We start from the raw sequence: 7,903 nt of genomic DNA on the forward strand, positions 1-7,903 counted from the left end.
AGATTGAGGCTCATCTGGGGGAATGCCCCGACTGCAAGGTGATGCTCGATACGCTGCGCCAGACGGTGAAAATCTGCCGCGAGGATGGCCGCTGCGAGGAACTTCCGGAGGAACTCTCCCGCCGCATCAACGCCCGGCTGAGTGAGAGATGGCGTCAGAAGTTCGGGAAGAAATGAGTTGCGGTTGACCGCGGTGGACCATTTAGCGGAATTAAGGCAACAATTATAGAGATTCGGGGCTTCTCAGCGCTGAGTTATCTGAAGGATGATTCCGCCAGAACCACCGCCACAGGCGGGGTTTAAACCCTCCGGATTCTCCCGCGCCGCCTGTAACATCTCATAGTTCAATGCCTTAGCAAATTTTCAAAGCAGATACCGCATCTGCCAATAATTAAGATAAAAAATATCAGAATTTCTTGAATCGTTTCGCCTGCCGTCCTATCCAATTCACTAAATACCTAAAACCTTTTGGAGATTTCTGGTGGTAGTATGAAAGAACGGATTGTTGGATTTGCGATTATATTCCCCTGGGTAGTGATCGGCTTAACCGCCCTCATTACCATATTTTTTTCCTTTCAATTCCCGAAAATCAAAATCGATACCGACCCGGAGAATATGCTTCCGGCCGACTCGAAGGTGCGTCTCTTTGACCATCAAACCAAAGAGGATTTCGGGCTTTCTGATTTTATCGCGGTCGGTGTGGTGTCGGACGAGAACGCTTTCACCCCCGACCTTCTTAACCGGATTTACGCCATCACCAACGATATTAAGAATATTGAAGGGGTAATAGTTGATGATATTCTTGCCCCCTCCGAAGTGGATGATATCAAACAGGGGGAAGGGGGAGTGTTGATTATCGAACCGTTGATGAGCGGCGAAATTAGCACGCCGGAGGAGGCGGAGCATATTCTGGCGCGGATAAAAGAGAATCCGATATTGCGGGGAAAGCTGGCGTCCGATGACGGCAAGGCGATTGCCCTTTTTATTCCGATTGAGTCTAAAACGATGTCGCACCGGATTGCCGGCGAGATTAATGAGATTACGAAAAAATATGGGAAGGATGAGGTCTATCATATCGCGGGGCTTCCGGTGGCGGAGGACTCTTTTGGGGCGGAGATGTTCACTCAGATGGTTTATTCGGCGCCGGCGGCATTCCTGATAATTTTTCTTCTGATGTTCGCCTTCTTCCGGAATTTCCGGGTGGTGATGGTGCCGATGCTGGTGGCGATAGTAACCGTAATCTGGTCGATGGGGCTTCTCATTCTGACCGGCAACACGGTGCATATAATGTCGTCGATGATTCCGATATTCCTGATACCGATAGCGGTGCTGAATTCGATTCATATCATTTCAGAGTTCCACGACCGTTTCAGCAAGTACAAACATAAGGACGCCACCATCCGGCATACCATAGGCGAACTTTTCCTGCCGCTTCTTTTCACCTCACTTACCACCATTGCCGGGTTTGCGTCACTGGCGACGACGCCGATTCCGCCGGTGCAGGTTTTCGGAATCTTTGTGGCGTTTGGTGTGCTGGTGTCGTGGGCGCTGTCGCTGACTTTGAATCCGGCGATAGGAATTCTGATACCGGATGCGGCGCTTCGGAATTTCGGCCGCTCCGATGACAAACATGGATTGATGTCGAGAATTCTTCACCGGATTCGGGATTTCTCATGGAAGCGAAGCGGCGCCATTATTGTCACGGCGGTGATAGTGGCGGTGGTCTCGGGAGTCGGTCTTTCCATGCTGGAAATCAACGATAATCCGGTCAAATGGTTCAAGAAGTCGCACCCGATTCGTCAGGCTGACATTGTAATGAATCAGCATCTTGCCGGGACATACATGAATTATCTGGTGGTTGACGCCGGCGAGCCGGAGGCAATAAAGCGCCCGGAGGTGCAGAAGTATATTGAAAGTCTTCAGCGCGACCTGGAGCAAGACCCGATTGTCGGCGCCACGACCGGCGTGACCGATGTGGTGAAAAAAGTCCGGTATGAGTTGTTTGGCGCCGATTCGGCGCAGATGTATATCCCGGGGACGTCGGATGAAGTGGGGCAGATGCTTTTCATGTTCGAGATGTCGGGCGGCGACCCGGAGGACCTTTTCAAGTTTGTCACCAGCGATTACGACCGCGCCAATCTCTGGGTGCAGTTGCGTGACGGTGATAATAAGGCGGTCTCGCGGGTGGTGGAACGAGCAGAGCAGTACATTCGCGACAATCCCCCGCCGACCGGCATCCAGGCGCACTGGGCCGGGCTGCCGTACATCAATATTGAATGGCAGAAGCAGATGGTCAGCGGAATGAGAATGTCGTTCTTAAGCACTTTTGTCATAGTCCTTATAATGATGATAATTCTCTTTCGGTCGATTCGGTGGGGTTTCATTTCAATGCTTCCTCTCACCATTACCGTTATGGCGATATATGCCTTTATCGGATTTATCGGCAAGCCGTATGATATGCCGGTGGCGGTGCTTTCGGCGCTGACGCTGGGGCTGTCGATTGATTTTGCGATTCATTTCATAGAGCGGTTCAAGATGAATTTCCGGCGCAATCCCGATTTCAGAGAATCATTTCATGAGATATTTGAGGGGACCGGACGGGCAATTGCCAGAAATATTATTGTCATTGCCATCGGTTTTGTCCCGATGCTTTTCTCCAACCTGGTGCCGTATATAACGGTGGGGACATTTTTCCTCGCCATCATGCTGGTATCCGGAATGGTGACACTATTTCTTCTGCCGGCAATAATGAAGCAGTATCATCGCTCGCTTTTCGCGGTGAAGAAAACTGTGGTGAACCATGAAAAGGTCGCTACCAATTAAAGAATGAAAATAACAAAGTGAGGTATATAAGATGAAAACGAAAATCAGCAGAACTCTGGGAACAGTCGCAATAGCGACTTTGCTCGCCCTTTCCGCCAATGCTCAGGATGCGGTGGAAATCGCCAAGAAGGCGCATCTCAACTACTACTACGCCGCCAATGACGGACTGGCGGAAGTCAGCATGAAGATTGTGGACAGCAAAGGGAACGAGCGGAACCGCCGTTTCAGCATGCTGCGGATGGATGAAGCCGACGGCGGCGACCAGAAGTATTACACTTATTTTTATGAACCCTCCGATGTGCAGCGGATGACCTTCATGGTGCATAAGAGTGCGGCCGGTAACGATAAGCGCTGGATATATGTGCCGGCCGTCGATCTGATAAAGCCGATTGCGGCCGACGACAAAAATTCCAGTTTTGTCGGATCGGATTTCACCTATGAAGATGTTTCGGGACGTCTCTGGACCGAAGACAATCATACCTTGACGGGAGAGACGAGACTGAATGACCGTGATGTTTTCATCCTCGAGTCGAAACCGATTAAGCCATATAAGGGATTTTCCCGTCGGGTCAGCTATATCGACAAGGAACTGTATCTCCCACTTAAAGAAGAGTACTATGACGCCAAGGACAAACTGGAGCGGGTGCTGACGGCGGAGAAGATTGAGACGATAGACAATATCCCGACCGTAACGGAACGGAAGATGCAAAATATGCAGAAGAACCGCTACACGGTGGTATCATTTAACTCCATCAAATATAACCTGGGAGTCAAAGCCGACCTGTTTACAGAGCGGTATCTTAAGACCCCTCCGCGGGAATATATAAAGTAAGGAAAGGTGAGCGCGACTATGTATGCACGAAAAAATATTCTGACCGCGGCGCTGCTCTTTCTCATATCGATTTCGACCGTGAAAGTTGTCAGCGCCCAGGGGATACCGATAAACGGTTTTGTGCAGGGACTCTGGGGAGGAAGATTGCAGGAGAAAAATCCGACGTCGTCGGATTACACCGCCTCGGAGGTTCGGCTGCAACTGCGGATGGAGCATAATGCCGATATTGCCGAAGTCTTTGCGCGGGCGGATTTCTTCAATGATGAAATAGTTGCCGGCGGCAACGACTGGGAACTGCGCGAGGCATTTGCCAAATTTACGTTGCTGGGGAAAATCGATTTCAAGGTGGGGCGACAAATTCTGACCTGGGGAACCGGCGACCTGATTTTTATCAATGATGTTTTTGCCAAAGATTACGAATCATTTTTCGCGGGGCGGGAGGACCAGTATCTGAAAGCGCCGCAGACGGCGCTGCGGAGCGAGTACTATTCGCCGCTGGGGGAACTGGCGCTTGTCTGGACGCCGCGCTTTGCACCGAATCGGACACCGGCTACCGGGAGATTTTCGTATTACAGCCCAATGAGCGGCGATTTTGCCGCCGAGCCGTTTGCGGTACCGCTTCCGGCGGAGAGCATTCGGAACTCGGAACTGGCGGGACGATTCCAGAAAACAGTTGGCGGGATGGCGTTGGCTCTTTATGGATACAAAGGATTTTTCAAGAACCCGGTCGGGTTTGATTTTGTCTCGATGATGCCGTTTTATCCGCGGCTGAATATTTATGGCGCCTCGGCGCGAGGGCAGGCCGGAGGCGGCGTATTCTGGCTCGAGGGGGGATATTTTCACAGTTATGACGACCAGTGCGGCGAAAAGCCGGGAATCCCCAACAGCAATATCCAGGGTCTGGTCGGTTTTGAGAAACAGATAGCCAGTGACATTACCGCCAACATTCAGTACCAGGCGGAGAAAATGCTTCAGTACGAACGGTACGAGAGGAACTTGGTCGGAAACGACAAGGAGGATGAATTCCGGTCGCTGGTGACGTCACGGATTAGCGGACGGTTTCGAATGGAGACAATAATACTCAGCAGTTTTATCTTCTGGTCGCCGTCCGATGAAGACTTGTACTACCGCTTTTCCGCCGACTATAAGTTGACCGACAATATGACGGTGACGGTCGGCGGGAATATATTCGACGGCAACAAACGTTTCACCGATTTTGGAATGTTTCAGTTGAACGATAATCTGTATGCCCGGGCGACCTACGGATTTTGAAATATAAGAGTGATTAGTGGGGGGAACAGTCAGGCACCGCCCCGACAGAAAAAGTCGGGGCAGAAACCTGACCGGATAGATTAGCGAATGAGGTATCATAGTCAGAGAGGAATTGGATATGAGTATTGAGCATCGTATCAGGGTTCTGGCGGGGACACTTATTTTGACGTCTTTAGCGTTGACCCTTTGGGTCTCGCCGTATTGGATGATACTGGCGGCGTTTGTGGGGGCGAATATGCTTCAGTCGGCATTCACCAAATTCTGCCTGGCGGAGATAATCATGCGCAAAGTGTTTAAGTGGCAGTGAGGGGAGATACGAGAGTCGCTTGAATGGATCAAGATGATAATGTGGAAACCGCCCGCCACTGGCGGGCAGGTCGGGGTCCTGGCCCGCTAATACTTCACTCTGAGAACTTGCTCGTTGATTATCAATTCTCGTGCCTGGCAGATGTCCACATCTGCTGGTAACTCATTAACTCATCGCGGTAATTTTCAGCGGCGTAGGTCAAAATCCCCCCGAGCCATGTGTGCATTGCGTGGCGCGAGAGGGGGTTTTGACAATTGCGCTTAAGGGGCGGCGCAAAGACATAGGAGTCGGCCCCAATCATACTTCTCTCTGAAACCGGGCGCGTTGACGCTCAATTCTGCGCTTCTTCGACCAGCACCCGGTAATGGCTGACCAGTTCTTCCAGCGCTTCGCGCGATGAAGATTCGGCTTGAATCGAGAAGGCGGCGGTCAGGCTATCGGGGGCAATTAAGACCCATCCGTTCGATTCGAAAATCCTGACTCCGTCAATTAATTGACGGCTCTTATTATTGGTGCTGGTGATTATCTTGCGCATCACCTGTCCTTTTTTCGACCAGGGGCAGGGGACTTTGATTTCTTTCCGCAGGTATTTTTCATACTCGCCGCGCATTTCGCCGAGACGGACTTTTTCCTTTGCCATCATTTCCAGAATAAAAGCAATCGCGAGGATGGCATCGGTTCCCATCTGGAAACTGGGGAAGATGAACCCGCCAAGGGTGCCGCCGACATAGTCAACGCCGCCGGCGGCGAAGGCTTCCATCATGGAAAGATGGGTATTGCGCACGCGCAGGACTTCCACGCCGTAACGGGAAGCGATATCTTCGACCCCCATCGATGCCGAGACCGGCACGGCGATGCGTCGCGAGGGATGGGAGCGAAGGAAGAGGTCGGTTACCAGAAGCAGCAACAGCTGCGAGTCTATCAGGTTGCCGTTTTCATCGACCACGGTCAGTTTCTCCGCCGCGGGATTGATATGAAAGCCGATATCGGCGTGAAGGGAGCGGACGATGGAAGAAAGTTGCACGATAGATTCCGCCGTTTCATCGGGATGACGGGAGAACTGGCGGGGGTCAAGATAGGCATTGAGAGCGATGACGTTAATTCCCAATTGCGAGAATATGGTCGGGAACACCAGCGAAGCGCCGCCATTGGCGTAATCAATCACCACTTTGAAACCGGCTTTGCGGATGACATCCGGCTTAAGGACGGAGATGAAATCGGAGCGGTAATTTTCGAGCACACCCTGCGGCATATCGAGATGGCCTATTTCATCCAGGGTGGCGCGGCGGAAATCTTCGCCAAAATAGAGCCGTTCCACTTTTTTGAGGGTGGCAGTCGGCATATCGAGGCCGTCGCCATTGAAGAAAATGATATCAATCAAACGGTAGTCATCGGGATTGTGGCGGACGTAGACGCCGGCGCCGTAGGTGCCGTTACGGAGGGCGTAGCGCACCACCGGAATCGGCATCATTTCCAGGTCGTCGACGTCAACGCCGGCGGCGAGGAATCCGGAGATAAGACCGCGTTTGAGCAGACGGGAGACGTCGGAGGCATCGCGGCTGGTCACCACGGTCTTGCCGGGACCGAGATAAGCGCCAAAGGCGGCGCCCAGTTTTACGGTCATTTCGGGGGTCAGCTCGGTTAAAGCCAGTCCGGTTACCTTTGACTGAGTGAAAAGTTCGCGGTTCCATTTGTCGCCCCAGACCAGTGAGGTGGAAAGAATAGCGCCTTCATCGACCGACTTCCCGGGCCAGACCTTGCAGTTGGCTTTGATAGTGGCTCCGGAACCGATTGTGCAGTCGTCAGAGATTATGACATTGTCGAGAAGAACGACATTGTCGCCGATACGGGCGTTGGCGCAGATAATGGAGCGCTCCAGTTGCGAGTGGGCGCCGACCCAGGAATCGGCCCAGATGACGGTATGGTTGATTTCGCTGCCTTCACCGACTTTCGAGCGGGAGCCGATAACAGAATAGTTTAATTCGGAGTTGTTGCCGATTACGGCGTTGTTTCCGACAATAACCACCCCGCCGACTTTGAGGTCTTTACCAAGGGAGACATTTTTCCCGAAATAGAGAGTGCCGTCGCCGACAGCCATTCTCTCCAGACCAAGGTCGAGATTGATATTGCCGGAAAGGAGGTCATCATGCGCGCGGGCATATTCATCAATATTGCCGACATCTTTCCAGTACCCTTCGGCAATCATTCCATACAGCCCCATTTTCTTCGAAAGCATCAGGGGATAGAGATTCTGGGAAAAATCGAAGTTGGTTTTGGGGGGAATCAACCGGACCGTATGCGGCTCGAGGATGTAGATTCCGGTGTTGATGGTATCGGAGAACATCTCACCCCAGGACGGTTTTTCGAGAAAACGGACAATACGGCCATCTTCCTCGGTAATGACAATCCCATACGGCAGCGGATTTTCCACCCGCGTCAACAGAATAGTCGCTTCCGATTTTTTCTGGTGATGCCACTCAATCGCCCGGGAGAGGTCGAAATCGGTAATCAGGTCGCCGGAAATGATTAAGACGGTTTCATCGATGAAGCTGTCGGCAAAGCGGACAGCGCCGGCGGTGCCGTAATCCTCGGTCGGCTGGAGATATTCCATTTTGACGCCGAACTTTCGGCCGTCCTTAAAATAATTCTGGATATCTTCCGCCTGAAAAA

At 51.9% G+C, this 7,903-nt stretch carries 5 protein-coding genes; 4 read left to right on the plus strand and 1 reads right to left on the minus strand.

From position 1 onward, the window contains the following. Positions 1-488 precede the first annotated feature (488 nt). The 4 genes from AB1690_01625 (at position 489) to AB1690_01640 (ending at position 5,233) form a co-directional block, all read left to right on the plus strand. On the plus strand, positions 489-2,822 hold the full coding sequence (locus tag AB1690_01625) for an MMPL family transporter (protein ID MEW6013999.1): 2,334 nt from the start codon (positions 489-491) through the stop codon (positions 2,820-2,822). A 31-nt stretch (positions 2,823-2,853) separates the two neighbouring features. Further along, positions 2,854-3,654 (plus strand): outer membrane lipoprotein-sorting protein, encoded by an 801-nt coding sequence (locus AB1690_01630; GenBank protein MEW6014000.1) that lies wholly within the window; start codon positions 2,854-2,856, stop codon positions 3,652-3,654. A gap of 18 nt (positions 3,655-3,672) precedes the next feature. Beyond that, a complete protein-coding gene (locus tag AB1690_01635) occupies positions 3,673-4,926 on the plus strand; it encodes a hypothetical protein (protein MEW6014001.1) in 1,254 nt (417 codons plus the stop codon). 118 nt (positions 4,927-5,044) lie between these two features. Beyond that, on the plus strand, positions 5,045-5,233 hold the full coding sequence (locus AB1690_01640) for a DUF2892 domain-containing protein (GenBank protein MEW6014002.1): 189 nt from the start codon (positions 5,045-5,047) through the stop codon (positions 5,231-5,233). Between the two features lie 331 nt (positions 5,234-5,564). Here AB1690_01640 and AB1690_01645 read toward each other — a convergent pair. Continuing rightward, on the minus strand, positions 5,565-7,903 hold a 2,339-nt coding region (locus tag AB1690_01645; GenBank protein ID MEW6014003.1), incomplete at its 5' end, for a sugar phosphate nucleotidyltransferase.

It is taken from the genome of Candidatus Zixiibacteriota bacterium (assembly GCA_040753495.1).
Lineage (GTDB): Bacteria > Zixibacteria > MSB-5A5 > GN15 > PGXB01 > DYGG01.

Excerpts from the sequence above, each read along its gene's own strand:
- AB1690_01630 (MEW6014000.1), top strand. The coding sequence starts at position 2,854 with ATGAAAACGAAAATCAGCAGAACTCTGGGAACAGTCGCAATAGCGACT.
- AB1690_01640 (MEW6014002.1), top strand. The coding sequence starts at position 5,045 with ATGAGTATTGAGCATCGTATCAGGGTTCTGGCGGGGACACTTATTTTG.
- AB1690_01635 (MEW6014001.1), top strand. The coding sequence starts at position 3,673 with ATGTATGCACGAAAAAATATTCTGACCGCGGCGCTGCTCTTTCTCATA.
- AB1690_01625 (MEW6013999.1), top strand. The coding sequence starts at position 489 with ATGAAAGAACGGATTGTTGGATTTGCGATTATATTCCCCTGGGTAGTG.